Annotated in this window: 20 protein-coding genes; 17 read left to right on the top strand and 3 right to left on the bottom strand. The window is 69.9% G+C overall.

Features of this window, described 5'->3' with window-relative positions; all coding sequences use genetic code 11:
- Positions 1 to 7: 7 nt before the first annotated feature.
- Positions 8 to 1,171, bottom strand: a complete 1,164-nt coding sequence (locus ACTJI8_RS03760; RefSeq protein ID WP_440732056.1) for an ROK family protein — start codon at positions 1,169 to 1,171, stop codon at positions 8 to 10.
- Positions 1,172 to 1,382: 211 nt separating this feature from the next.
- On the opposite strand from ACTJI8_RS03760, the gene ACTJI8_RS03755 reads away from it, so the two are divergent.
- The 7 genes from ACTJI8_RS03755 (at position 1,383) to ACTJI8_RS03725 (ending at position 9,247) form a co-directional block, all read left to right on the top strand.
- Entirely contained in the window at positions 1,383 to 2,642 is a 1,260-nt protein-coding gene (locus ACTJI8_RS03755) for an ABC transporter substrate-binding protein (RefSeq protein ID WP_440732055.1), read from the top strand.
- 64 nt (positions 2,643 to 2,706) lie between these two features.
- Positions 2,707 to 3,651 (top strand): carbohydrate ABC transporter permease, encoded by a 945-nt coding sequence (locus ACTJI8_RS03750; protein WP_440732054.1) that lies wholly within the window; start codon positions 2,707 to 2,709, stop codon positions 3,649 to 3,651.
- Positions 3,641 to 4,567 (top strand): carbohydrate ABC transporter permease, encoded by a 927-nt coding sequence (locus tag ACTJI8_RS03745; RefSeq protein ID WP_440732053.1) that lies wholly within the window; start codon positions 3,641 to 3,643, stop codon positions 4,565 to 4,567. Before ACTJI8_RS03750 ends, ACTJI8_RS03745 begins: the two co-directional genes overlap by 11 nt.
- Entirely contained in the window at positions 4,564 to 5,538 is a 975-nt protein-coding gene (locus ACTJI8_RS03740) for an ROK family protein (protein WP_440732052.1), read from the top strand. Before ACTJI8_RS03745 ends, ACTJI8_RS03740 begins: the two co-directional genes overlap by 4 nt.
- Positions 5,539 to 5,622: 84 nt before the next feature.
- Positions 5,623 to 7,173, top strand: a complete 1,551-nt coding sequence (locus ACTJI8_RS03735) for a M81 family metallopeptidase (RefSeq protein ID WP_440732440.1) — start codon at positions 5,623 to 5,625, stop codon at positions 7,171 to 7,173.
- On the top strand, positions 7,170 to 8,519 hold the full coding sequence (locus ACTJI8_RS03730; protein WP_440732051.1) for an alpha-L-fucosidase: 1,350 nt from the start codon (positions 7,170 to 7,172) through the stop codon (positions 8,517 to 8,519). The genes ACTJI8_RS03735 and ACTJI8_RS03730 overlap by 4 nt, the downstream gene beginning before the upstream one ends.
- On the top strand, positions 8,516 to 9,247 hold the full coding sequence (locus ACTJI8_RS03725; protein WP_440732050.1) for a copper homeostasis protein CutC: 732 nt from the start codon (positions 8,516 to 8,518) through the stop codon (positions 9,245 to 9,247). Before ACTJI8_RS03730 ends, ACTJI8_RS03725 begins: the two co-directional genes overlap by 4 nt.
- 115 nt (positions 9,248 to 9,362) lie before the next feature.
- Here the strand turns inward: ACTJI8_RS03725 and ACTJI8_RS03720 are convergent, their stop codons facing one another.
- Entirely contained in the window at positions 9,363 to 10,349 is a 987-nt protein-coding gene (locus ACTJI8_RS03720; protein WP_440732049.1) for a hypothetical protein, read from the bottom strand.
- 89 nt (positions 10,350 to 10,438) lie between these two features.
- Between ACTJI8_RS03720 and ACTJI8_RS03715 the strand changes: the two genes are divergently transcribed.
- From ACTJI8_RS03715 to serA, 3 genes are all read left to right on the top strand, one after another.
- A complete protein-coding gene (locus ACTJI8_RS03715) occupies positions 10,439 to 10,969 on the top strand; it encodes a hypothetical protein (RefSeq protein WP_440732048.1) in 531 nt (176 codons plus the stop codon).
- Positions 10,966 to 11,304 (top strand): hypothetical protein, encoded by a 339-nt coding sequence (locus ACTJI8_RS03710; RefSeq protein ID WP_440732047.1) that lies wholly within the window; start codon positions 10,966 to 10,968, stop codon positions 11,302 to 11,304. The genes ACTJI8_RS03715 and ACTJI8_RS03710 overlap by 4 nt, the downstream gene beginning before the upstream one ends.
- A 126-nt stretch (positions 11,305 to 11,430) precedes the next feature.
- A complete protein-coding gene (gene serA / locus ACTJI8_RS03705; RefSeq protein ID WP_440732046.1) occupies positions 11,431 to 13,062 on the top strand; it encodes a phosphoglycerate dehydrogenase in 1,632 nt (543 codons plus the stop codon).
- Between the two features lie 65 nt (positions 13,063 to 13,127).
- On the opposite strand, the gene ACTJI8_RS03700 is transcribed toward serA, so the two are convergent.
- On the bottom strand, positions 13,128 to 13,673 hold the full coding sequence (locus ACTJI8_RS03700; protein ID WP_440732045.1) for a TetR/AcrR family transcriptional regulator: 546 nt from the start codon (positions 13,671 to 13,673) through the stop codon (positions 13,128 to 13,130).
- 67 nt (positions 13,674 to 13,740) lie between these two features.
- Between ACTJI8_RS03700 and ACTJI8_RS03695 the strand changes: the two genes are divergently transcribed.
- From ACTJI8_RS03695 to ACTJI8_RS03665, 7 genes are all read left to right on the top strand, one after another.
- Positions 13,741 to 15,279: an MFS transporter gene (locus tag ACTJI8_RS03695; protein WP_440732044.1), complete on the top strand. Its 1,539-nt coding sequence runs from the start codon at positions 13,741 to 13,743 to the stop codon at positions 15,277 to 15,279.
- A 131-nt stretch (positions 15,280 to 15,410) separates the two neighbouring features.
- Positions 15,411 to 16,472 carry a 3-isopropylmalate dehydrogenase gene (locus ACTJI8_RS03690; protein WP_440732043.1) on the top strand — a complete coding sequence of 354 codons (1,062 nt, stop codon included), beginning with the start codon at positions 15,411 to 15,413 and terminating at the stop codon, positions 16,470 to 16,472.
- 50 nt (positions 16,473 to 16,522) lie between these two features.
- A complete protein-coding gene (locus ACTJI8_RS03685; protein WP_440732042.1) occupies positions 16,523 to 17,635 on the top strand; it encodes a branched-chain amino acid aminotransferase in 1,113 nt (370 codons plus the stop codon).
- A gap of 77 nt (positions 17,636 to 17,712) precedes the next feature.
- Positions 17,713 to 18,771 carry a phosphogluconate dehydrogenase (NAD(+)-dependent, decarboxylating) gene (gene gnd / locus ACTJI8_RS03680; protein WP_440732041.1) on the top strand — a complete coding sequence of 353 codons (1,059 nt, stop codon included), beginning with the start codon at positions 17,713 to 17,715 and terminating at the stop codon, positions 18,769 to 18,771.
- A gap of 26 nt (positions 18,772 to 18,797) precedes the next feature.
- Entirely contained in the window at positions 18,798 to 19,577 is a 780-nt protein-coding gene (locus ACTJI8_RS03675) for a fumarylacetoacetate hydrolase family protein (RefSeq protein WP_440732040.1), read from the top strand.
- Positions 19,574 to 20,842 carry an MFS transporter gene (locus tag ACTJI8_RS03670; protein ID WP_440732039.1) on the top strand — a complete coding sequence of 423 codons (1,269 nt, stop codon included), beginning with the start codon at positions 19,574 to 19,576 and terminating at the stop codon, positions 20,840 to 20,842. Before ACTJI8_RS03675 ends, ACTJI8_RS03670 begins: the two co-directional genes overlap by 4 nt.
- Before the next feature lie 154 nt (positions 20,843 to 20,996).
- Entirely contained in the window at positions 20,997 to 22,550 is a 1,554-nt protein-coding gene (locus ACTJI8_RS03665; protein WP_440732038.1) for a S53 family peptidase, read from the top strand.
- The last annotated feature ends 18 nt before the right edge of the window (positions 22,551 to 22,568 follow it).

The following is a 22,568-nucleotide window of genomic DNA, read 5'->3' as shown; positions in this document are numbered from 1 at the left end:
TCGAGGCTCACGCCACGGGGTCGACGAGCTTCATCGCCAGCCGGGCCGCGCCGTACAGCGCCGCATCCGGCCCCGTCTGGGCGGACTCGATCCGCAGGGTCTGGGTGGCGAGGGGATGGCAGGCCTCGTACACGCGGCTGCGCACGGCGGCGAGGAAGGGCTCGCTCGCGCTCATGCTGCCGGTGAGGAACACGGCGTGCGGGTTGAAGAAGTTCACGACTCCGGACAGCACCTGACCGAGGTGCGTGCCGGCCGTGCGCACGAGTGTGGTCGCGATCGGGTCGCCGTTGCGTGCGAGTTCCAGCACCTCCGCGGCGCCGGAGACGGCAACGCCGCGCTCGCGCATCTGGCGGACGAGACCTGCACCGCTCGCGATGGTCTCGAGGCAGCCGTGGTTGCCGCAGGAGCACGGGATGTCCGCGGCCTCGGCGACGCGGGTGTGCGTGATGTCGCCGGCCGCCGCGGTGGCGCCACGGTGCACGGAACCGGCGACGATGATGCCGGATCCGATCGCCGTACCGGCTTTGACCGTGATGCTGTGCTGATCCCGGTGGAGACTGCGATGGTGCTCGCCCAGCGCCCTGAGATTCGCGTCGTTGTCGACGGCGGCGGGGACGCCGAAGCGTTCGGTCAGAGCCTCGCCGACGCGGAACCCGGGCCACCCGGGCATCCGTGAGGGCTGGTCCACGCTGCCGGTCTCGAAGTTGACGGGCCCGGGGAGCGCGATGCCCACAGCTCGGATGTCTGCCCCCTCCGCGAGCTCGCGAAGACCAGCCTCGACGAGGGCGAGCGTCGCCTCAGGGCCGTCTGCGATCGTGATCGGGATCGTGGCTGTCCGGTGCAGATGACCGCCGAGGTCGAGGACGCCCAATCGGGCGTGCTCGCCCCCGAGTTCCGCGGCGAGCACGCGGTGCGGCGTGCCGCCCAGGGAGAGGCGGCGGGCGCGCCGCCCGCCGGAGGACTGCGCCTGACCGTTCTCTCGCAGGATTCCAGCGTCGACGAGCTCCTGCACGCGCAGGGAGGCGGTCGACGGTGCGATGCCGAGCAGGCGCGCGAGATCCGAGCGGGACGATGCCTCCCCGCGCGTCACCAGCTCGACGATCTGTCGTGCGTGGTCACCGGACGTGGGTGTCTCACGACGGTCAGGGGACCGGTCTGCCGAACGTGCCATGACACTTCCTTCGAGGTCGAATGAAGATCACTCTAATGCGGAAGTCGCCGGACTTCGGGATTCATCACGGAATTCTCACGATCCGACGCAAACATCCGATGTTCGGCTGGAGTTTCCCGGGTGCCTCTGACAAGATGAGGGCACAACCCCGAACTACTTCGTTCGACATCGAATGAAGCAAGGATCTGTTCGTGCCTGAGGAGGCATTTCAATGAAGAAGACTCACCTCGTCCCCGTGGCGGCGTTCACGGTGGGCGCCGCGCTCGCGCTGACCGGCTGTGGCAGCTCGAGCAGCAGCGCCGGCGCCGACGACAAGACCGTCGTGGTGGACATGTGGGCGGGATCCGCCGACGACACCAAGGCGCTCCAGGCGCAGATCGACGTCGCCAAGAAGCAGAACCCCGACCTGAAGATCGAGCTGCGCACCGCGCCGTGGAACGACTTCTTCACGAAGCTGACCACGAACATGGCCTCCGGCAACATGGCGTGCGTCACCGGCATGAACAGCGGCATGCTGTCCGGCTACACCTCGGGTTTCCAGAAGCTCACCGCGGACGACCTGAAGACCGCGGGCCTCAAGGAGGACGATTTCGCCTCGGGCACGACCGAGATCCTGAAGAACAAGGGCGACCTGTACGGCCTCCCCTTCGACACCGCCACGATGCTCGTCTACTACAACGCCGATCAGCTCAAGGCCGCCGGCGCCGCAGACCCGAAGCCGGGCTGGACCTTCGATGATTTCGAGAAGACCGCCAAGGCCGCCACCCGCGACGGCAAGCAGGGCTTCGCCGTCGGCATGGGCGATTTCCAGTGGCAGGCGCTGCCGATCGCGAAGGCGGGCGTGCAGCCGGCGTCGCAGGACGGCAAGCTGCAGCTCACCGACAAGAAGTTCTCCGACGCCGCGACCTGGTACGCGGGGCTCGTCACGGACCAGAAGGTCGCTCTGCCGGTCGCCAGCGCCTCGGACGGCGGCTGGGGCGAGGATCAGTACTCCAACGGCAACGCCGCGATGGCGGTCGACGGCACCTGGAACGCCGTCAGCTACCTGAAGAACGAGGCGGGCTTCACCGCAGGCATGGCGCCGCTGCCGGGTGAGGGCAAGGACTCGCTGAGCCTCATCCTCGGCTCCGGATACGGCATCTCCAAGACCTGCAAGAACAAGGACGCCGCGCTCAAGGTGCTCGGCTCGCTGCTCAGCAAGGACTCGCAGGACTACATCGCTTCCTCGGGCCGCAGCTACCCGGCGCGTGCGGAGAGCCAGCCGCTGTACTTCCAGTCCATCGATGAGAAGTTCCGTCCCCAGGTCGAAGAGGTCTTCAAGGCCGCCTTCGCGAACGTGCAGGGTCAGTACGTCACCGACAACTGGTCGAAGGTCGGCAGCTATATCCAGCCGCAGCTGGTGAGCGTCTACAACGGCCAGACCCCCATGGCCGAGGTGCTCAAGAGCGCTCAGCAGCAGTTCGGCAAGTGATCGACTCCCGGTCCGGCGGATCCGTCCGCCGGACCGGGACACCAATCTGGAAGAAGGAGGAACGGTGACCATCGCCGCATCCCGCCGCCGCGCGTCGCAGAGCCGACGCGGTGCTCCGCCCCGTCGCGGATCCCTTACGCGCGCGGAGGGCCGTCAGGCGCTCGGCTTCGCGAGTCCCGCCCTGATCGGCCTGGCCGTGTTCACCGTCGTGCCGGTCGTGCTCTCCATCGTGATGAGCTTCTACAACTGGCCCACGTTCGGCGACAAGACGTTCAACGGCGTCGGGAACTACATCAAGCTCTTCACGTCGAGCCCGGACTTCTGGCCGGCGATGCGCAACACCGCGGTCTTCACGATCGTCTACGTGCCTCTCAGCATCGTCTGCTCGCTGATCCTCGCCATGGCGCTCGGCCCGCGGATCCGCGGGCGTGGCGCGCTGCGCGTGCTGTTCTTCATCCCGGTCGTCACGCCGATGGTGGCGAGCGTCCTGGTCTGGAAGATGATGCTGCAGCCCCAGGGCCTGTTCAACGGGATCGCGCAGGGCTGGTTCGGCATGAAGCTGCCGAACTTCCTCGCCGACCCGTTCTGGGCCATGGCGATGGTCATCATCATGAGCGTGTGGCAGGGGCTCGGTTACAACATGCTGATCTTCTCCGCCGCGCTCGAGCAGCTGCCGGAATCGGTCATCGAGGCGGCGCGCATCGACGGGGCCTCCGGCTTCCGGATGCAGTGGAGCGTCGTCGTCCCGATGATCTCGCCGTCGATCTTCTTCGCGACGATCATGACCATGATCACGTCGTTGCAGGTGTTCGCGCAGCCGCAGCTGCTCACCGGAGGCGGCCCGGGCAACGCGACGCAGCCTCTGGTCCAGTTCATCTACAACCAGGGCTTCAAGTTCCAGGATCTCGGCATCGCCGCCGCCGGCGCGTGGATCCTGTTCGCGCTCATCATCATCATCACCGCGCTGCAGTTCGGGGCGCAGAAGAAGTGGGTGCACTATGAGCACTGATCTGCAGCAGGCGGCCATCCGGGAGTCCTCCGAGTCGGTGGAGGTCGCGGTCGAGGACCGCGGAAAGCGCTCGAAGGCGCCGCTGTCCGGCGGCGAGCGGACGCGACTCATCATCGCGCACGTCTTCGTCTACCTCGCGGCGCTCATCTTCGTCTCTCCGCTGATCTATTCGTTCTTCTCGGCGCTGAAGCCCAACAACGAGATGTTCTCGATGCCGCCGAAGCTCGTCGGATCCGAGGTGCGCTGGTCGAACTTCGCCGACGTGTTCGCGTACGGTCCGTTCCTCACCTATATCGGGAACTCGTTCTTCGTGGCCATCGCCGGAACCCTCGTCGTCCTCATCGTCTCGACGACCGCGGGGTACGCCTTCGGCCGGCTGCGCTGGCGTGGACGCGACGCGGTGTTCGTGCTGTTCCTTGCGACCCTCATGGTCCCGGCTGAGGTGCTGGTCATCCCGATGTTCCAGGTGATGCAGTGGCTGAACTGGGTCGACACCTACCAGGCACTGATCTTCCCGTTCGCGTTCACCGCTTTCGGCACGTTCCTCATGCGGCAGTTCTTCCGCGGCATCCCCTACGAGCTCGAAGAGGCGGCCCGTGTCGACGGCGCGGGACCCCTGCGCTCCTTCCTCCAGATCATCCTGCCTCTGGCGAAGTCCGCGGTCGCGGTGCTCTCCGTCTTCACCTTCCTCTCGTTCTGGAACAGCTACCTGTGGCCGCTGATCGTGACGGTCGACTACAACGCGCACGGCACGCTCCCGGTGGGCCTGGCAACCTTCTCCGGCCTGACCGGCACGCGCTGGGATCTGCAGATGGCGGCGGCGATCATCTCGATGGTGCCGACGACGATCCTCGTGATCGTGCTGCAGAAGCACCTGGTCAAGGGCATCGCGATGGCGGGGCTCGGCGGACGATGACTCACGATGCAGGATCCGGTGCCGCGCAGCACCGGGAGACGAGTGCGCCCGTGATCTCGGGCGTCGACATCGGCGGGACGAAGATCTCCGCCGTGCTGACCGACGAGACCGGCGCGGTCCTGGCGAAGGGCGTCGTGCCGGCGCCCGCCGCGGAGGGAGGCGCCGCGATGGCGGACGCCGCCGCCGGTCTCGTCCTCCGGCTGTGCGACGCGCTCGGCGCTTCCCTGGCCGGGGCGGGCGTCGGTGCGGCAGGCGTGATCGACCAGGAGCGCGGCGTCGTCGTCGCCGCCTCCGCCACGTTCACCGACTGGAGCGGCTTCGCGCTCGCCGACGAGCTCGCGCTGCGCCTCGGCGTGCCCGTGTGGGTCGAGAACGACGTGAACGCCTTCCTGCTCGGCGAACTGCGCTGGGGCGCGGCCCGCGGGGAGAGCGACGTGCTCGGCATCATGCTCGGCACGGGGGTCGGCGGCGCGATCGCCCTCGACGGCGCGGTGCACCACGGCGTGCACGGCGCGGCGGGGGAGATCGGGCACACGCCCGGCTTCAGCGACCTGGTGTGCACCTGCGGGCAGACCGGACACCTGGAGACGCTCGCCTCCGGCACCTCGATCGCCCGCCGCTACCGCGCGGCGACCGGATCCGATGCCATCGCCCCGGAGATCGCGGATCGGGCGAGGGCCGGGGAGACCGCGGCGCTCGACGTCTTCACGGACGCGGCCCGTGCGACGGCTCTCGCCGCCTCCGTCGCGTCCTCCCTGCTCGATCTCGGCATGGTCGTGATCGGCGGAGGGGTGCGCGAGGCCTGGGATCTGCTCGAGCCCGGCATCCTCGATGCGCTGCGCACCGACGCCCCGGTCTCCGGGTTCCCGCTGCGCATCGTGCCCGCGGAGATCTCCGCCGACGCCGTCGCGCGAGGAGCCGCGGCGCTCGCCTCCGCGCGACTCGCCGATTCCGTCCCCGCCCCCGTCTGAACCACCCGCATCGCCTGAGAAGGAACGACCGCCGCCATGACAGCGCCCACCCCGCACATCCGCCCCGAGGCCGACACGGTCTGGATGGGGCCGCTCCCGGCCGTCCAGGACGGAGGGCTCGATCGCCCCCGGATCGGCATCGCCGGGATCTCGATCGAGTCCAGCACGTTCTCGCCGCACATCTCCGGCGACGAGGCGTTCACGATCCGCGAGGGCGCCGACCTCCTGCGGTACTACCCGTTCCTCGACGAGGGCCGTGAACTGCGCGAGGCGGCCGAGTGGGTCCCGATCCACCACGGGCGCTCGCTGCCGGGCGGAGCCGTGGCGCCGGCCACCTACCAGCGGATGAAGGAGGCGATCGTGCGCGGCATCCGCGCCGAGATCGCCGCGGGCGGTCCGTTCGACGGATTCTTCTTCGACATCCACGGCGCCATGAGCGTCGTCGGCATGCAGGACGCGGAGGGCGACCTGGCGGCGGCCGTGCGCGCCGCGCTCAGCGACGACGCGCTCGTGTCGACCTCGATGGACCTGCACGGCAACGTGTCGGAGGTGCTGCGCGACGCGCTGGATCTGCTCACCTGCTACCGGATGGCGCCGCACGAGGACTGGATGAACACCAAGGAGCGCGCGGTGTGGAACCTGCTCGCGCGCCTGCGCGGTCCGTACGGATCCGACCCGATGCAGCGCCGTCCCTACAAGGCATGGGTGCCGGTGCCCGTGCTGCTGCCGGGGGAGAAGACGAGCACACGGCTGGAGCCGGCGCGCGGCATCTACGCGCAGGTGCCTGAGGTGGAGGAGCTCGACGGCGTCGTGGACGCGGCGATCTGGGTCGGCTACGCCTGGGCTGATGAGCCGCGCAACATGGCGATCGTGATGGTGACCGGTGACGACCGCGCCGTCATCGCGCGGGAGGCCGAGCGCCTTGCCCGGCAGTACTGGGACGCGCGCGCCGACTTCGTCTTCGTGGGGCCGACCGCCGGCCTCGACGAGGCGCTCGACCGTGCGCTCACTCCGGGAACCGCGCACCCGTACGTCATCTCGGATTCCGGCGACAACCCCACCGCGGGCGGAGCGGGCGACCTCTCCTGGACCCTCGGCGAGCTGCTCGCGCGCCCCGAGCTCGCGGAGCAGGGACGGGTCGTCGTGCACGCCTCCGTGTTCGATCCCGCGGCGGTGGCACAGGCCGTGACCGCCGGCGTCGGCGCGACCGTGACCCTCGAGGTCGGCGGGCGAGTGGACCCCGGCCCCCGCGGTCCCGTGCCGATCACGGGCGAGGTGTTCTCGATCACCGAAGGCGACCCCGAGGCGGGCACGCAGGTCGTGCTCCGCGCCGGCAGCGTGCACGCGATCGTGACCGAGCGGCGCAAGCCCTTCCACCACCTCGACGATTTCCGGATGCTGGGGCTGGATCCCGAGAGCGCCGACATCGTGATCGTCAAGATCGGGTACCTCGAGCCCGAGCTGTACGACCTCGCCGCCGATTGGACCCTCGCCCTCACACCGGGAGGAGTGGACCAGGATCTGCTCCGCCTGGGGCACCACCGGCTCGCGCCGGGCGTCTTCCCGTTCGACGCCGACGGCACGCCGGCCCTGACCGCGCACGTGAGCCGTCGCGGAGAGGAGCTGTCCGCATGATGAACTTCGAGACGCGCACCGGACCCGACTTCGGATCCGAAGCTCCGGCGTATCCCGCCACCCGGGTGCCGGACTGGTACCGCGACGCCAAGCTCGGCTTCTTCGTGCACTGGGGGCTGTACTCGGTGCCGGCCTGGGCCGTGCAGCACGGCGAGGGCGTGAACATCCCGACCGAGGACGCGTACGCCTGGCACCAGTACGCGGAGTGGTACGGCAACACCGTACGGATCACCGGGAGCCCGACCTGGCAGCGGCACCAGGAGCTCTACGGACCCGGCACGTCGTACGAGGACCTCGCAGACCTCTGGGACACGTCGTCCTTCGACGCCGACGCCTTCATCGGCGAGCTCGTGGACGCAGGTGCCCGCTACGTCATCCCGACGACCAAGCACCACGAGGGCTTCTGCCTCTGGGACACCGGCACGACCGGCTTCAACGCGGTGGCCCGCGGGCCCCGGCGCGACCTCATCGCGGAGCTCCACGACGCCACGCGACGTGCCGGCGCACGCTTCGGGGTGTACTTCTCCGGCGCGCTGGACTGGCACGCGAGCGATTTCCCGGCGATCGAGTCGGACACCGACCTGTTCCGCTACCGCCGCAACGACGAGCATTTCTCGCGCTACGCGGCCGCGCAGCTCGACGAGCTCGTCGAGCGGTTCTCGCCGGACGTGCTCTGGAACGACATCGAATGGCCCGACGGCGGCAAGGGCCACGACGACTTCGCGGTCGCCGCGCTGCTGCGCCGCTACTTCGAGCGAGTGCCGGACGGCGTCGTGAACGACCGCTGGGGCGTGCCGTATCACGGCTTCCTCACGCGCGAGTACACGCACATCCCCGGCATCCTCGAGGCGCCGTGGGAGTCGACGCGCGGCCTCGGCTACTCGTTCGGATACAACCAGGCCGAGGACGAGCGGCAGACGCTGTCCGGGCCGGACCTGATCCGGATGCTCGTCGACGTGGTCTCCAAGAACGGGAACCTGCTCATCAACGTCGGTCCAGACGCGGCCGGGCGGATCCCGGAGCTGCAGCGCCGCACGATGCAGGATCTCGGCGCATGGATGCGTGTGAACGGCGATGCGATCCACGGGACGCGTCCCTGGGTGCGCTTCGGCGAGGAGATCGGCGAGCCGCGCCGCTACACGCGGTCCGCGGAGGGGCTGCACGTGCACGCCCTCGACCCGAGCACGGGGGAGGTCCGCCTTCCCGCCGAACTGGCCGACGGTGCGACGCGCTGGGCGGACGGTTCCGCCGCGGAATCGGAGGCATCCGGCGACGGCACGCGGATCGTGCGCATCCCCGCGGGGCTGCGGGCCGAGCCCGTTGCCACTCTCACGGTCGCGCCGTGACGCGCATCGCGCTCGAGATCGCCGTCGATGGGCCGACCGGAGCGCGGGCGGCGTTCGCGGGCGGCGCGGATCGCGTCGAGCTCTGCCAGGCGCTCGCCGCGACCGGCGGCCTGACGCCTTCGGGGGCGACGGTCGACGCGGTCCTCGCCGTGGCCGACGATCCGGAGCGCATCGCCGTGCTCGTCCGGCCGCGCGTCGGCGGATTCGTCTACAGCGCCGAGGAGGTCGACCTCGTGGCCGCCGACATCGCCGATCTCGTCCGTCGCGGCGCGGGAGCGGTCGTGGTCGGCGCGCTGACCGCCGACGGCGCCGTGGACCGCGGCGCTCTCGAGCGCTGGAGGAGCGCCGCGGGTGCCGCGGATCTCGTCTTCCACCGGGCGATCGACACGGTGCCGGAGCCCGCGGCACTCGTCGACCATCTCGTGTCGAGCGGGGTACGGCGCGTCCTGACGAGCGGAGGGGCCGCCCGCAGCATCGACGGTCGCGACACCCTGCGCGCCCTCGTCGCGGAGGCGGACGGCAGGCTCGAGATCATGGCCGGGGGAGGCGTGGGCGTCGAGGACATCCCCCGGCTCGTCGCCTGCGGCGTCGACGCGATCCACCTCTCCGCACGCCGGCCCTCCGGGGACACCGCGCCGAGCGGTCCCGGCGGCGGGGATCCCGGCTTCGATGTGACCGACGGCGGCATCGTGCGCCACGCCGCTGCCGCATTGCGCGTGCGACTCTGACCCGCCGCCTCTGACCGTGGCCGCCTCCGAGCCGTCGGTCCCCTGACGAGGAAGAGCGCGACGCCCTCTCGGGAGCGTCGCGCTCTTCGCAGCGGTCGCGGCGGGGCCGCTCGGTTCAGGGCGTGCTGGTCGGCGAGGGCTCGGAGCCGCTCGACGCCGCGTCCGGCACCGTCAGGGGAGCCTGGACTCCTGCGCCCCATACCGGAGCGGGAAGGGTGACGGTCTGCCCGCCCTGGATCTGACGCAGTGCGTCAGCGATCGCCGTGGCGTTCTCCGGCACCGGCAGGCCGCACTTCTCCAGCTCCGAGGCGAACTTCAGCGTGAGGCGCTCCTTGCCCGCCGCGACGGCATCGGCGGTGGTCCCGGTCTGGATCGCGCTGCCGGTCTGGATGTCCGAGACCTTGTCGCACACGTGGTAGACGGCGCCGCCGGAGACCCAGGTGACCTGATCCTTGCCCAGCAGCTGGATGACCGTGGACTGGTCCGCCGTGTACTGCTCGACGGACGCAGGCTTGAAGTCGATGCCGAGCACCACGGCGAGCGCGGCGAGCGCGATGCCGACGATGCCCGCGATCGTCTTCTGCCCCTTGTCCATGTCCTTGTTCAGGAACACCATGATGATGAGCGGCACGAACGCGATGATCGCGATGATCGCGCCGAGCTGGTTCTGCACGAAGAAGCGGACGGTGTCGGAGCGGCGGGCCGGATCCAGATGATTCGCCTTCTTCCACAGGAAGGATCCGGTGATCGAGAGCGCGGCGATCACCACGAACAGCACGATGAGCGTGATGAACGCCCACTGCGGGAAGGTGACGGTCGCGCCCTGCTGCTCGAGCAGGCCTGTGTCGGGGTTTCGGACGAGCTTGCCGTCCTCGCCGACCACCTGGCGCTGACGCAGCAGCCAGAAGATGCCGACGGCCTCGGCGGCGATGGCGACGGCCCAGAGCACGGCCGCGATCCAGCGGAACCGGGTCGCGGTCGCCTTTGCCTCCGGGGTGGGCACCCAGCCGGCGGGCGGATCCGCGGGGCCGTTGGCGGCCGCGGCGGAAGCGCTCTTGCTCGCTGCGGTGCGGGCGGGTCTCTTGCTGCTGTTCTCGGGCACGGTGGTCCTTTCCCTTCCCCCTGATGCTGGACCTGAGCCTAGCGGCGGCGAAGCCGCACGCGTGGGATATCGGTCGCTACGCTGGACACATGACAACCGACCCGGACGACGCGCTGCGCTGGGAGGGCGACGAGCCCGATGCGCCGGACGCTGCCGCGAAGAATGTGCCCCCTGCAGTGCCGCGGGCACAGACCTCCGCGGGCGGCGCTCAGAAGGCGGAGCGGGTCGGAGAGAGCGCAGCCGTAACTCCGGTGGCGCGCGCCGCGACGGGCGGGGCGACGTCGGCTGCAGAGGTCGAGACCGACGCCGACGACGAACCGGCGGGGATCGGCAACGCAGCCCTGGTCTTCTACGGGATCATCGGCGGCGTGTACCTGCTCTTCGCGGTGGGCTGGATCGTGGGCGGCTTCCGTCTGCGTCCGCGCGCGTCCCTGCTGCTCGTGGACTGGATGTACTTCCCCTGGATGTGGCTCGCAGCGCTCGCCCCGGTGCTCTGGTTCGCCGCGGCCTGGATGCTCACCCGCGGCAGGGCGACCTGGATCAGAGTCGTGGCGCTGATCGCCGGCGCCGCGCTGCTGGTGCCGTGGCCCTTCGTGATGTTCGGGACGGTGGGAGCATGAGCGCCGAGTCCATGTCGACCGCACCGCAGACCGATCCGCGGCGTCCGCGCTGGATCTTCTACACGCTGCTGGGCGTGTTCGGCCTGCTGTACGCCTACGCGATCTGGAACGCGATCGCGTACATGATCCCGCTCGTGGGCCTCGCCGTCGGCGCGACGACCTGGGTGGCACTGATCCTGGCGATCATCCTGCCGGCCGTCATCTACGTCGTCGCGATCGCGCTGACCCGGCGGCGCCGGCTCGGCACGGTGGCGCTCGTGCTGCTCGCGGGCCTGGGCCTGGTCGCCGTGTTCTGGCTCGACGTGGTCGGTTACACGCTCTCCGGCACGCACTGACCGCCCCGGTCTCTCGCCGTCACACGGTCGGGGCGGCTCTGGCGCCTCGGGTAGAGTGTGGGCACTATCGCGCCCCGACGGTGCGGCGCGTCCGGATCCCCCTTCCCAGCCCCGAAGGATCTCTCTGTGCCCGAGAATGCCGTGAACACGTCTGCCCGCAAACCCATCGTCCTGCTCGCGGAGACGCTGTCTCCCGCCACGGTGGACGCGCTCGGTCCCGACTTCGACATCCGCTCGGTGGACGGCACCGACCGTGAGGCGCTGTTCGCCGCCCTCGCCGACGCCGATGCCGTGCTGATCCGCTCGGCCACGAAGATCGACGCGGAGGCGCTCTCGCACGCCCCGGTGCTGAAGGTCGTCGCCCGGGCGGGCGTCGGCCTCGACAATGTCGACATCAAGGCGGCGACGGCCGCCGGCGTCATGGTCGTGAACGCGCCCACATCGAACATCGTCTCCGCCGCCGAGCTCACCGTCGGCCACATCCTCAGCCTCGCCCGCCGGATCCCGGCGGCACACGCCTCGCTGTCGGCGGGGGAGTGGAAGCGCAGCTCCTACACCGGTGCCGAGCTCTTCGAGAAGACGGTCGGCATCGTCGGCCTCGGCCGGATCGGCGCGCTCGTCGCGGCGCGCCTGGCGGCGTTCGACATGCGCGTCGTCGCCTACGACCCCTACGTCACGAGCGCCCGCGCCCAGCAGCTCGGCGTGCAGCTGCTCAGCCTCGAGGACCTGGTCGCCGAGAGCGACTTCCTCACGATCCACATGCCGAAGACGCCGGAAACCACCGGCATGATCGGCGCCGAGCAGTTCCGCGCGATGAAGAAGACCGCGTACGTCGTCAACGTCGCGCGCGGCGGGCTCATCGACGAGGAGGCGCTGCTGGTCGCCCTGCAGAACGGCGAGATCGCCGGTGCCGGCCTGGACGTCTTCACGTCCGAGCCGCCCGTCGAGGGCAGCGCCGCGCGCGCACTCACCGCGCAGCCGAACGTCGTGGTCACCCCGCACCTGGGTGCGTCGACCGACGAGGCGCAGGAGAAGGCCGGCGTCTCCGTCGCGCGCTCGGTGCGCCTCGCCCTCGGCGGCGACCTCGTTCCGGACGCCGTCAACGTGGCCGGCGGCGTCATCGACCCGTACGTGCGCCCTGGCATCCCGCTCACCGAGAAGCTCGGTCAGATCCTCTCCGGTCTCGCCCAGTCCCCGCTCACGAGCCTCGACGTCGAGGTCCACGGCGAGCTCAACGGCTACGAGGTCAGCGTGCTGCGCCTCGCCGCGCTCAAGGGCGTCTTCACCCCGATCGTGAGCGAGACGGTGTCGTACGTAAACGCGCCGCTGCTCGCCGAGCAGCGCGGCGTCGCCGTGCGCCTTGTGCAGGACGACGTCAGCGAGGAATACCGCAACGTCATCACGCTGCGCGGCGCGCTCGCCGACGGCAGCCAGGTCTCGGTGTCCGGCACCCTGACCGGCCCGAAGCAGATCGAGAAGCTCGTCGCGATCAACGGCCACGCGGTCGAGCTGCCGATCGAGAAGCACCATGTCGTCATGCTCTACACCGACCGCCCCGGCATCGTCGCGGTCTACGGGCAGCGCTTCGGCGACGCGGGCATCAACATCGCCGGCATGCAGATCGCGCGCGAGACGGCCGGCGGCCAGGCGCTGTCCGTGCTCACGCTCGACTCGCCGATCCCGGAGACCCTCCTCGACGAGGTGCGCGAGGCGATCGACGCCGACCTGTTCCGTCAGATCGAGCTCGTCGAGGCCTGACCCGGCTCACGAAGAACCGCCGCCCCCGAACGATCGGGGCGGCGGTTCTTCGCGTCGGGACGGCGTCAATTCTCGACGGACCGCCGCACCAGGGTGACGAGCGCGTCGAGACCGGCCCCGGCGGGCACGACTCCGTCGGATCCGGCCGCGTCCAGTGCATTGTTGAAGAACAGGCCGTCGCTGAGCAGCAGCACGAGGTCGAGCGCCGCCTGATCGCGCACGTGCGGGCGGATCCCCTCCGCGAAGCGATCGCGCATCCGGTGCAGAGCCTCCGCCGCAGACGAGCTGCCGCCCTGCGCCAGCCGGGATGCCGCGATGATCGCGCGGTCGAGCGAGTCGTCCATCATCACCGACGTGCGCAGGTAGTACTCGACGGGGCCTTCCGGCGCCTCGACCATCGTCGCGACGTCCTCCTCGACGAGACGGTCCAGGCGCCCGATCATCGCACTCGCGAGTTCGTCCTTCGACGCGAAGTGATAGAGCAGACCGCCTTTGGAGACGTCGGCGGCCCGTGCCACGGCGTCGAGGGTCGCGGTGCGCTCTCCCGCGGAGATGAGCAGGGCCTCGTAGGCGTCGAGAACGCGCTCACGGGCATGCGGAGGTCTGGCCATGTCTGTTACTATACCAGCTGGACGGTTAAGTAACTCGTCCTTCCGCGATGAAACCGAGAGGTGCACCATGTCCGCAACAGCGTCGATCTCCCTGCCGGGGACCGAGGACGGCCCCCGCGTCGGTGCACGCGGCTGGGCGGCGCTGGTCGTGCTCATGCTGCCGGTGCTGCTGGTCTCGGTCGACAACACCGTGCTGTCCTTCGCTCTGCCGGAGATCTCGACGGCGCTGAGCCCCAATGGCGTCGAGCAGCTCTGGATCATCGATGTCTACCCGCTCGTGCTCGCGGGACTCCTGGTGACGATGGGCACGCTCGGCGACCGTTTCGGGCGACGGAGGATGCTGCTCATCGGCGCCACCGGGTTCGCGCTCGTCTCCGCGCTCGCCGCGTTCGCGCCCACGGCGGCGCTGCTGATCGCCGCCCGCGCTCTGCTCGGGTTCTTCGGCGCGATGCTCATGCCGTCGACGCTCTCGCTGCTGCGCTCGGTGTTCCAGAACCGCGAGCAGCGACGGCTCGCGATCGCCGTGTGGGCGGCCGCGTTCTCCGCCGGCTCCGCACTCGGGCCGATCGTCGGGGGAGTGCTGCTCGAGCACTTCGCGTGGGGATCCGTGTTCCTCGTCGCCGTGCCCGTGCTCATCCCGCTGCTGATCCTCGCACCGATCCTGGTCCCGGAGAGCCGGGATCCGAATCCGGGACGCATCGACCTGCTCAGCATCCTGATGTCGATGGCCACCATGGTGCCCGTGGTCTATGCGATCAAGGAATTCGCCGTCGACGGCATCACCCCGCTCGTCGTGATCCTGATCATCGTCGGCGTCGGCATGGGTGTGCTGTTCGTGCGCCGGCAGCTGCGCGCGGAGGTCCCGATGCTCGACATGGCGCTCTTCCGCCGCGGGATGTTCAGCGGCGCGATCCTGGTGAACCTGCTCAGCGTGGTCGCGCTCGTCGGCTTCCTCTACTACGTGTCGCAGCACCTGCAGCTGGTGCTCGGGCTCAAGCCCGTCGAGGCAGGCCTCGCGCTCATCCCGGGTATGGCCATGATGATCGTCTCCGGCCTCGTCGTCGTGCCGATCGCGCGCCGCGTGCGCCCCGAGATCCTCGTCCCGGCCGCCCTGGTGTTCTCGCTCGCGGGCTACCTCGTGGTGGCCTTCACCACGCATGCGCACGGCGTGGCGCCGCTGATCGTCGCGTTCGTGCTGCTCGGCATCGGCATCGGCGCGGCGGAGACCGTCTCCAACGAGCTCATCCTCGCCGCGGCCCCGCCGGAGAAGGCTGGCGCGGCCAGTGCCGTGTCCGAGACGGCGTACGAGCTGGGCGCCGTGCTCGGCACCACGATCCTCGGCGGAATCATCACCGCGTTCTACCGCACCTCGCTGGTCGTGCCGGCGGGCGTGCCGGAGGGGCTGGCCGATCGCGCGAAGGAGACTCTCGCCGGAGCGTTCTCCGCGGCCGAGCAGCTGCCGGAGGCGCTCGGACTGGCGCTGCAGCAGGCTGCATCCGAGGCGTTCGGCACCGGCGTCATGGTGACCTCGCTCATCGGAGGCTTCCTGGTGATCTGCGCCGCGACGATCGCAGCGCTCACCCTCGGGCGCCGGCTCGGCAACTGACCGCCATTCTCGAGTCGTCCCCCTCAGCACGGTCCCTAGGTCGTTCTGAGGGGGACGACTCTTTGTCGGGAGGGTCTCCGGCTCCCGATAGCCTGGGATCCTCCACCCGTAACGAATCGCAAGGAGCGCCCGTGTCGGAATCGTCGTCCCGTGTCGTGAAGCTGGCTGTCATCCCCGGTGACGGCATCGGTCCCGAGGTCGTCACCGAGGCGGAGAAGGTGCTCGACGCCGTCACCGCCTCGAGCCCCGTGACGTTCGAGAAGACCCGGTTCTCGCTCGGCGCCGCGCGCTTCCTGGAGACGGGCGAGACGCTGACCGATGAGGATCTGGATGCGATCCGCGCGCACGACGCGATCCTGCTCGGCGCCGTCGGCGGGCAGCCGGGGGATCCGCGCCTCAAGGATGCGAACATCGAGCGCGGTCTGCTGCTCAAGCTCCGCTTCGAGCTCGACCACTACGTGAACCTGCGTCCGTCCAAGCTGTACCCGGGTGCGCCCGGACCGCTGGCGGATCCGGGCGAGATCGACTTCGTCGTCGTCCGCGAGGGCACCGAGGGACCCTACGTCGGCAACGGCGGCGCGATCCGCAAGGGCACCCCGCACGAGGTCGCGAACGAGACGAGCGTGAACACCGCATTCGGTGTGGAGCGGGTGGTGCGCTACGCCTTCGCGCTCGCGGAGAAGCGCCGCAAGAAGCTCACACTCGTGCACAAGACCAACGTGCTGGTGCACGCCGGCGCGATCTGGAAGCGCATCGTGGACGAGGTGGCGCAGGAGCACCCCGACGTGGCCGTAGACTACCTGCACGTCGATGCGGCCACGATCTTCCTGGTCACCCACCCTTCGCGCTTCGACGTGATCGTCACCGACAACCTCTTCGGGGACATCCTCACGGATCTGGCCGGCGCCGTCACCGGTGGCATCGGCCTCGCCGCCTCGGGCAACATCAACCCCGACGGCGCGTTCCCGTCGATGTTCGAGCCCGTGCACGGCTCGGCACCCGACATCGCGGGCCAGCAGAAGGCCGACCCCACCGCAGCGATCCTCTCGGTCGCTCTGCTCCTGGACCACCTGGGGCTGAGCGACGAGGCCGCACGCGTGCAGCGTGCCGTCGAGGAGGACATCGCCGCACGGGACGGCGCCCGCACCACCGAACAGACCGGCGCGGCGATCATCGCCCGGCTCCAGGCGTAACCTGAAGTCAGCGCACGACGCCGCACCCTTCGACCTGTCAGGACGCATTCATGACCATCGAACTCCCTCTTCAGGCTCCGTCACCCGCCGGACTCATCTGGCGCGTCACCCGTAACGAGGACGCGCGCTCCGACGCCGACCGCGAGGAGATCCTCGCCGCGCCCGGCTTCGGGCAGCACTTCACCGACCACATGGTCGATCTGTGCTGGTCGGACAAGGGCGGGTGGCACCGTCCTCGCGTCTCGCCGTACGGCCCCATCGAGCTCGACCCGGCCGCCGCCGTGCTGCATTACTCGCAGGAGATCTTCGAGGGTCTCAAGGCCTACCGGCACGCGGACGGATCCGTGTGGACCTTCCGCCCCGACCGGAACGCCGCCCGCCTGCAGCGTTCTGCGCGGCGCCTGGCTCTTCCCGAGCTGCCGACCGAGCTGTTCATCGAGTCGCTCAAGCAGCTCGTCGCCGTCGACTCCTCCTGGGTGCCCAGCAACCCCGAGGAGAGCCTCTACTTCCGCCCGTTCATGTTCGCCAAGGAGGCCTTCCTCGGTGTGCGGGCCGCGAAGAAGGTGGCCTACTACCTCATCGCGAGCCCGGCCGGAGCGTACTTCCCTGGCGGCGTGCAGCCGGTGAACATCTGGCTGTCCCGTGACTACGCCCGCGCCGGTCACGGCGGAACGGGCGCGGCGAAGACCGGCGGCAACTATGCCTCGAGCCTGCTCCCGCAGGAGGAGGCGTACAAGAAGGGCTGCCAGCAGGTCCTGTTCCTCGACGGCGAGTACATCGAGGAGCTCGGCGGCATGAACCTCGTGCTCGTCACCCGTGACAACAAGCTGATCACCCCGGCCAGCGACTCCATCCTCGAGGGCATCACGCTCGCGTCGATCCTGCAGCTCGCGAAGGATCGCGGGCTGGAGGTCGAGCAGCGCAAGGTCTCCATCCAGGAGTGGCGCGATGGTGCCGCGTCCGGCGAGATCGTCGGCGCATTCGCCTGCGGCACCGCCGCGGTCGTGGTGCCGATCGGCACGCTCATGGCAGACGACTTCGAGATCGTGCACGAGGGCCCAGAGTCGACCGAGCTGGCCATGTCGCTGCGCGAGGAGCTCACCGACATCCAGTACGGCCGTCGTGAGGACACCCACGGCTGGCTCGTCCGCCTGGACGCCTGACCCGCCGCACGATCCACACCGCCTCCGACGCGGAGGCGGCGCATGAACTGCGATCCCTGACAGGAGAGGACCCCGCTATGAAGCTGGCCATGGTCGGACTCGGACGGATGGGGGCGAACATCGTGCGCCGCCTCATGCGCGGAGGGCACGAGTGCGTCGTCTACGACGTCAATCCGGATGCCGTCGCGACGCTCGTCGCGGAGGGCGCGATCGGCGCGACCGACTACGCCGATCTCGCGGCCAAGCTCGACGGCCCGCGCGTCGTCTGGCTGATGATCCCCGCCGGACTCACCGGCCGGGTCGTCGAGGAGCTCAGCGAGGTGCTCGAGCCCGGGGACATCCTCATCGACGGCGGCAACTCCAACTATCGCGATGACGTGCGCCGGGCCAAGGCGCTGCGGGAGAAGGGCCTGAACTACGTCGACGTCGGAACCAGCGGCGGGGTCTTCGGCCTCGAGCGCGGCTACTGCCTCATGGTCGGCGGGCCCGACGAGGCGTTCGCGACGATCACCCCGATCCTGAAGACGATCGCCCCGGGCGTGGGCGAGATCGAGCGCACCCCGGGCCGTACCGGTGAGCTCGGCGACGAGGAGCTCGGATTCCTGCACTGCGGGCCGTCCGGTGCCGGTCACTTCGTGAAGATGGTGCACAACGGCATCGAGTACGGCGTGATGGCGGCGCTGGCCGAGGGGCTGAACCTGCTCGAGAACGCCGACGCGGGGATCCGCGAGGCCGAGCACTCAGCCGAGGTCGCACCTCTCGAGGAGCCCGAGTACTACCAGTTCGACATCGACACCCCGAAGGTCGCGGAACTGTGGCGGCGCGGATCCGTCATCTCGTCGTGGCTGCTCGACCTCACCGCCGCGGCTCTGCAGGGCAACCCAACACTCGACGGTCTCGCCGGCCGGGTGTCCGACTCGGGCGAGGGCCGCTGGACGGTCAAGGCCGCCGTCGACGTGGGCGTGCCGGTGCCGGTGCTCGCCGCGTCGCTGTTCGAGCGCTTCGCATCGCGGGACGAGGACCTGTACGCGAACAAGGTGCTCTCGGCGATGCGCCTGCAGTTCGGCGGGCACAAGGAGCTGCCCGCGGGCGACGTGCTCGAGGCCGGCGGCAACAAGGCCGAGACGACGGGCTGATCGCGCGTCGTGGATAGGCTGAGCATGTGAAGATCGCTCGGTTCAGCCACAACGACGGCATCAAGTACGGGATCCTCGACGAGGGCGAGCTGGTCGTGCTGGCCGGCGACCCGATGTTCGCGGGCTACGAGACGACGGGGGAGCGGGTGCCGCTCGCCGACGTGGCGCTGCTCTCCCCGGTCATCCCGCGCTCGAAGGTGGTCTGCGTCGGCAAGAACTATCACGACCATGCCGCGGAGATGGGCGGCGAGGCGCCGGCGGAGCCGCTGCTGTTCCTCAAGCCGAACACCGCGGTGATCGGCCCCGGTGACACCATCGTGCGCCCGAACGCGCTCTCGGAGCGCACCGAGCACGAGGGCGAGCTCGTGGTCGTGATCGGGCGCATCGCCAAGAACGTCGCCGCCGAGAACGCGCAGCAGTACGTGTTCGGATACACGATCGGCAACGACGTCACAGCTCGCGACCTGCAGCGCAAGGACGGCCAGTGGTCGCGCGCCAAGGGCTTCGACACGTTCTGCCCGCTGGGACCGTGGATCGAGACCGATGTCGACTTGGACGCCGCGGAGCTCACCACCCGGGTGAACGGCGAGGTGCGCCAGCACGCCCCTCTCACCGACATGATCCACTCCGTCGCCGACATCATCGCGTATGCCTCGGCCGTCTTCACGCTGCTGCCGGGCGACGTGATCATGACCGGCACTCCGGCCGGCGTGGGCGCCTTCGAGGCCGGTGACACGGTCGAGGTCGAGATCTCAGGAATCGGGACGCTGCGCAACGCTGTGCGCGACGCCGTGCCCGCGTCGTGACCGCAGCGATCCTGACCGAACTGGAGCGCACGAGGATCCAGCGTCGCACCGTCGGAATCCTCTCGCTCGGTCAGGTCCTCGGCGGGATCGCCTTCGGCGCGACGGTCTCGCTGGGCGCGCTGCTCGCGGCGGACATCTCGGGAAGCGACGCGCTCTCCGGCCTCGCCACCGCCTCTGTGACGCTCGGCGCCGCCCTCGCGGCGATCCCGCTGGCGCGCCTCGCCGGGCTGCGCGGCCGCCGGTTCGCGCTGACGGCGGGCAACCTGTTCGCGCTTCTCGGCATCGTGGTGGTTATCTCGGCGGCCGCGGTCCGCGTGTTCCCGCTGCTGCTGGTCGGCATCATCATGATCGGCATGGGCAACGCCGGGAACCTGCAGTCCCGGTTCGCCGCGACCGACCTGGCACAGCCGCAGCACCGAGGGCGGGATCTGTCGGTCGTCGTGTGGGCGACCACGATCGGAGGGGTCGCAGGACCGCTGCTGCTCGGACCGGGCGAGCAACTCGGCCGGGTGATCGGCATGCCGGAGCACACCGGCTCCTACCTGTTCTCGCTGGTGGCGCAGGTCGCGGCGTTCGCCCTGTACCTGATCGCCCTCCGGCCGGATCCGCTGCTCACCTCGCGCATGCTGCCCGAGACCGGATCCGTCGCGGCCGGCATCGAGCGCGTCGACCGCCCGGTCGCCGCCCGCTACGCGATCTTCGCGATCGCCGGCTCGCACGTCACGATGGCCTCGGTCATGGCGATGACCCCGGTGCATCTGTCGCACATGGCCATGTCCGGCGGCTCGATGGGGGGCATGCACGACGGGATGTCGATGGAACTCGACGTCACGGTGCTCGTCGGCGTGACGATCGCCATGCACGTTGCCGGGATGTACGGGTTGTCGCCGGTGTTCGGCATCCTCGCCGACCGCTGGGGCCGGCTGCGCACGGTGCTGCTCGGGCAGGCGCTGCTCGTCGTATCGTTGTGCTTCGCGATGTTCGCGGGGGAGACGCCGTGGGGCGTCATGGTCGCGCTCATCCTGCTGGGCCTGGGCTGGAGCGCCGCGACCGTCGCCGGTGCAGCTCTGCTCACCGAGGCGTCGGCGCCCGCGCTGCGCACGCGCCGCCAGGGCCGCAGCGACTCGATCATGAGCCTGAGCGCGGCCGGCGGTGCGGTGCTGGCGGGCGTCATCCTGCAGTCGTTCTCCTACGCGGGCCTCGCCGTCGCCGCCCTCGTCGTGGTCGCCGCGATCATCGTGCTGTCGCCCTTCGGAAAGCGCTGACGGTCGGTCCCGGCACTGAGGGCGATGAGCCGGGATCCGTCCTTATGAGACCGCTGAACATCCGGTATCAGAGCGCTGGTGCGGGTGTAGCGTCGTGGGCGGTCCCGCACCGCTGACCCGGCGGCCCGGGTGATCCGTCAACAAGGAGGTTGGCATGTCACGTACCAGGACCCTCTTCGCCGCACTCGGCGTCACCGCGATGGCCGGAGCGACCGCGCTCGCCCTGGCCCCCGTCTCGTCGCCACCGCCGTCCGCAGCGACGGTCACGCCGTTCGCCGCGCAGGCCCCCGACAGCGCTTTCACCTCGCAGGCTGACGCCGGAGGCGCGGCGATCGCCTGCCAGCGGCCCGCACCGGACAACCGCGTGTCGACGACGATCCACTGCTACACGCCGGATCAGCTGCGTGCGCACTACGGCCTGGGTCCGCTCGCCTCCAGCAACGACGGCGCCGGACAGACGATCGTGCTGGTGGACGCCTACGGCAGCCCGACCGCCGCCGATGACCTGGCCTTCTTCGCCCAGACGTTCGGTGGACCTGCCCCGGACTTCGAGGCGGTCTCGCCGCTCGGCACGCCCGACTACAAGAACCCGACCGGCAAGGGTGTCGGCCAGTCCGGGCCGAACTCCGCCGCCGGCTGGGCCGGTGAGGCGAACCTCGACGTGCAGTGGGCGTATGCGATGGCCCCGAAGGCGCACATCGTGCTGCTGTCCACCCCGCCCGCGGAGACGCAGGGCGTGCAGGGCGTCCCCAACCTGATGAAGGCGATCGACTGGGCGATCCAGAAGTACCCCTCGGGGACGGTGTTCTCGATGTCGTTCGGCACCGACGAGCAGACCTTCGGATCCGCTTCCGCGGCGAAGACGCAGTTCACGAAGTTCGACCAGACCTTCCAGCGCGGCATCGCGAAGGGCGACACGTTCTTCGCGTCGTCCGGCGATGACGGATCCACCGGATACGTCCGTTCGCACCGCGCCGGCACGGTCGGATCCACGCCCGAGGTCAGCTACCCCAACGTCTCGCCGTACGTGACCTCTGTCGGCGGTACCCAGGTGCAGGACGGCTGGACGTGGAACCCCACCCAGGATGTGCCGTATCTCGCGAGCGGCGCCCGCAACCCGGCGTACTGGGCGTGGAACTCGGGCGGCAACACCGAGCCCGTGTGGAACGAGGGCGGCTTCCAGATCGGCACAGGCGGCGGCCTGTCGACCGTGTACTCGCGGCCGGCGTACCAGGACGGCGTCTCCGGCGTCGTCGGCGGTGCGCGCGGCGTGCCGGACCTCGCGTGGAACGCGGCGGTGAACGGAGGCGTGCTGGTCTACCACACGTACTTCCCGAGCACCGAGGGTCCCGCGGCGTGGGGCGTCTTCGGCGGCACCTCGGCGGCGTCCCCGCAGGCGGCCGCGGCGACCGCGATCGCGAACCAGGCGCGGGCCGCCGCGGGCAAGGGCCCGATCGGCGATCTGAACAAGGCGCTGTACAGCGCGTCGTTCGACCACTCGTCGGCGTTCAACGACATCGTTCCGCTCACCTACGGGACGACGCCGAGCGGGGTGCTCGACAGCAACCGGATGTGGGCGCTCGCCGATGACGGCTCGCTCACGCCGAACGCCGTGCCGGGCTACGCCACGACGGACGGTTACGACCTGACCACCGGATGGGGCGCGCCCATGGTGCCGGGGTACGTCGCACAGCTCGTCGCGCAGTGATTCCACGATCCGGGGCCG

Origin of the sequence: Microbacterium sp. 22303, from assembly GCF_052045265.1 — a bacterium.
Classification (GTDB): Bacteria; Actinomycetota; Actinomycetes; order Actinomycetales; family Microbacteriaceae; genus Microbacterium.
This window is presented reverse-complemented; position numbering and strand designations above follow the sequence as displayed.

What these genes read in the sequence shown, in the direction of transcription:
- ACTJI8_RS03745 (WP_440732053.1), top strand. Translation starts at nt 3,641, where the DNA reads ATGAGCACTGATCTGCAGCAGGCGGCCATCCGGGAGTCCTCCGAGTCG.
- ACTJI8_RS03665 (WP_440732038.1), top strand. Translation starts at nt 20,997, where the DNA reads ATGTCACGTACCAGGACCCTCTTCGCCGCACTCGGCGTCACCGCGATG.
- ACTJI8_RS03755 (WP_440732055.1), top strand. Translation starts at nt 1,383, where the DNA reads ATGAAGAAGACTCACCTCGTCCCCGTGGCGGCGTTCACGGTGGGCGCC.
- ACTJI8_RS03695 (WP_440732044.1), top strand. Translation starts at nt 13,741, where the DNA reads ATGTCCGCAACAGCGTCGATCTCCCTGCCGGGGACCGAGGACGGCCCC.
- ACTJI8_RS03710 (WP_440732047.1), top strand. Translation starts at nt 10,966, where the DNA reads ATGAGCGCCGAGTCCATGTCGACCGCACCGCAGACCGATCCGCGGCGT.
- ACTJI8_RS03730 (WP_440732051.1), top strand. Translation starts at nt 7,170, where the DNA reads ATGATGAACTTCGAGACGCGCACCGGACCCGACTTCGGATCCGAAGCT.
- ACTJI8_RS03735 (WP_440732440.1), top strand. Translation starts at nt 5,623, where the DNA reads ATGGGGCCGCTCCCGGCCGTCCAGGACGGAGGGCTCGATCGCCCCCGG.
- ACTJI8_RS03685 (WP_440732042.1), top strand. Translation starts at nt 16,523, where the DNA reads ATGACCATCGAACTCCCTCTTCAGGCTCCGTCACCCGCCGGACTCATC.
- ACTJI8_RS03740 (WP_440732052.1), top strand. Translation starts at nt 4,564, where the DNA reads ATGACTCACGATGCAGGATCCGGTGCCGCGCAGCACCGGGAGACGAGT.
- ACTJI8_RS03700 (WP_440732045.1), bottom strand. Translation starts at nt 13,673, where the DNA reads ATGGCCAGACCTCCGCATGCCCGTGAGCGCGTTCTCGACGCCTACGAG.
- ACTJI8_RS03715 (WP_440732048.1), top strand. Translation starts at nt 10,439, where the DNA reads ATGACAACCGACCCGGACGACGCGCTGCGCTGGGAGGGCGACGAGCCC.
- gnd (WP_440732041.1), top strand. Translation starts at nt 17,713, where the DNA reads ATGAAGCTGGCCATGGTCGGACTCGGACGGATGGGGGCGAACATCGTG.
- ACTJI8_RS03760 (WP_440732056.1), bottom strand. Translation starts at nt 1,171, where the DNA reads ATGGCACGTTCGGCAGACCGGTCCCCTGACCGTCGTGAGACACCCACG.